This is a genomic window from Limnofasciculus baicalensis BBK-W-15, from assembly GCF_024178385.1.
In the GTDB taxonomy this organism is placed as follows: domain Bacteria; phylum Cyanobacteriota; class Cyanobacteriia; order Cyanobacteriales; family Coleofasciculaceae; genus Limnofasciculus; species Limnofasciculus baicalensis.
In genome coordinates, this window is record NZ_JAMZMM010000571.1 from 1 (window position 1) to 2,706 (window position 2,706).

The following is a 2,706-nucleotide window of genomic DNA, read 5'->3' on the forward strand; positions in this document are numbered from 1 at the left end:
GAACTAGACCACCAAGATCCATCTTTAACCCATGCAATTTTTTTCTTAGTAATTAATTCTAATCTTAAATTGTCTAAAATTTTATAACTAAAAATACCTTTTTTAGATCCCCAAAAACTATCACAATGTAGCAGGGGATAGATCTCTGCTTTTGAGATAGATTGATCCTGAGAAACTAGATCGATCTCTAATTCTGTTGACGGCTCTCTTTTGATATGCTCCCAATCATCAAAAACCAAGTCATAGCTTTTTAATTTTTGAAAGACATCATCAACAGGTTTCATAACCAAAGTATCAGAATCAAAAAAAACAAATTCTTCAAATTCTCCATCAAAAGCAACAAATTTCCGAGCAACATTAGTTTTATACCAGCTAGGGCGTAACCAGCTTGATTGTTTCTCTTTTGGATGAGCTTCCCAACAATCAAACGTGAAACGATCCCATTGATCGAGAGCTTCTCGATCGTTAAAAATACCTACATTAGGATACTTTATAATTGCTTCTTTAATTTTATCCATATTATCGTTATAAGGGATAATACATATCGGTATATTCTCCCCAAGATTCATATTAACACTATTGATAAAAGCGATTAATTGATCGTAGGCACTATCATTGGCTAGAGTGTATATACCTTTCATCTCTTTAAAAATTTAACATTCAGAGTACATTGTAACTAATCCCAATCTAGGTGACAAGGTATAGAAATAGTGCGCCCCTAGAGGGGAACTTCTCAATCAACCACTCAACAAAGCTTCCACAAACTCATAACTAGAAAAAGGGCGCAAATCCTCAATCCCTTCCCCAGCGCCAATAAACCGAATTGGCAAACCCAATTGCTGCACCACCGCCAAAGCAACACCTCCTTTAGCAGTTCCGTCCAATTTTGTCAATACCACCCCACTCAATTTTGCCGCTTCTGCAAAGACTTCCGCCTGACGCAAACCATTTTGCCCCAAGGTAGCATCCAAAACTAACAGAGATTCAACCTTAGCATTGGGAGCCTTTTTATCCACAATGCGGCGAATTTTTGCCAATTCCTCCATCAGGTTTTTCTTATTTTGTAATCGCCCTGCGGTATCAACTAGCAGTAATTCAGTATTTCTTGACTGTGCCGCCGCAATTGCATCAAATACCACCGCTGCCGGATCTGTATTCTTACCAGGATTAGCAATAACTTCCGTACCGCTCCGTTCCCCCCAAACCCTCACCTGCTCCACAGCAGCAGCTCGGAAAGTATCCGCAGCCCCAATTAAGCAACTGTACCCAGATTTATTTGCCAGGTGAGCCAATTTGCCAATAGTTGTAGTTTTTCCAACTCCATTTACCCCCGTCATTAACCAGATATTCAGAGTATTTTTTTCTGGGAAAAAGTTAGAGGTGTAATACTTCTCACAAGGCTTATCCAATAAATCTCGCAGAATTTGCTTCAAATACGCGATCGCCTGTGTTGATGGTAGCACTTCATCGCTAATTTTTGCTTCCAGGGTCTTAATAATATAATCTGTTGCCTCAACGCCGACATCTGCTTGCAAAAGCAGTGCCTCAATTTCCATTACGGCAGCTTTATTTAATGGTCCTTGACCTACAATTCCCTTAAGTTGATTAACTAAACCGCGACGAGTTTTGCCCAATCCCTCCCGCAGTCGCTTTAACCAATTAATTTCTTCAGCAGAAACATCATCAGGATTTCTTCCTTGAGATGCTAATACTTTAGCTGACCACAAAAATCCTTCATCAATATTAACATCAGGAATATCCTCTTCTTCTTCATCTTCCGTTATTTCTATCGCTGGTGCTACTGATTGCTCTGCTATTTTAACTGGTTCCGTTGTTGAGATTTCAACGGCTGTAGCTTCGAGGCGTTTGAGTCTTTCTTCTCTGTCAGCTTTACGTGCCCAAATGGGTACTGTCGATTCGGGTATTTCGGTAACGGGTACTTCTGTTTGTGTTTCTGCTTCTGTTGATAAGGGTACTGCTAATATTTCCTCTGTAACTTCAATATCCGGTTGTGTTACTTCGGCTACTTCTGATTCGGTATCAGTTATCGAGGTTTCTACTTCTGGAGATGGGATGCCCAAAGCAGGGGTGGCGATCGCACTTTCTACTGCTTCAGATTCTACTTCCGTAACTTCAATCTCCGGTTGTGTTACTTCGGCTACTTCTGATTCGGTATCAGTTATCGAGGCTTCTACTTCTGGAGATGGGATGCCCAAAGCAGGGGTGGCGATGCCGAAGGCTGGCGTTGCGATCGCGCTTTCTACTGCTTCAGATTCGGTTTCGGTAACTACTTCGGTAACATCTGTTACTTCTACTACTTCTGATTCTGTCTCAGTTTTTGGTATTGCCTCTGACTCAACTAATATTTCTCCTGCCGCGATTGAGGCTTCTTCTGTCTCAGGTTGAGCTTCTGACTCTTGTACTGCTGAGACTTCAGGAGATTCTGTCCCCTCTTCTGGAGTTGCTTCTTCAGAGGGTTGCTGTTGCTTCTGAATATTTTTGTAGGCTGCTTTTGCCCAACTCAGATAATCATCCGCAACTGTTGTCGATTCCTCCTCCTTGGATTCCTCGGTTACCTTTTCTTCAGGTTCAACTGCCGGGGTTTGGGGGAGATTTTCTTCTGTTGACTCTTCTTTATTGCCGAATTGACGGCGAAACCAATTAAAAACCATTGAACCTAAATTTGGGGAGTGGGGAGTGGGGAGT

1 protein-coding gene and 1 pseudogene are annotated in these 2,706 nt (G+C 41.7%); both read right to left on the bottom strand.

Annotation, left to right across the window (positions count from 1 at the left end; all coding sequences use genetic code 11):
• Positions 1 to 641, bottom strand: a pseudogene (locus NJ959_RS28230) (Npun_R2821/Npun_R2822 family protein); the annotation flags it as partial.
• 96 nt (positions 642 to 737) lie between these two features.
• Entirely contained in the window at positions 738 to 2,672 is a 1,935-nt protein-coding gene (gene ftsY, locus NJ959_RS28235) for a signal recognition particle-docking protein FtsY (RefSeq protein WP_254015085.1), read from the bottom strand.
• Between the last annotated feature and the right edge of the window lie 34 nt (positions 2,673 to 2,706).

What these genes read in the sequence shown, in the direction of transcription:
- ftsY (WP_254015085.1), bottom strand. Translation starts at nt 2,672, where the DNA reads ATGGTTTTTAATTGGTTTCGCCGTCAATTCGGCAATAAAGAAGAGTCA.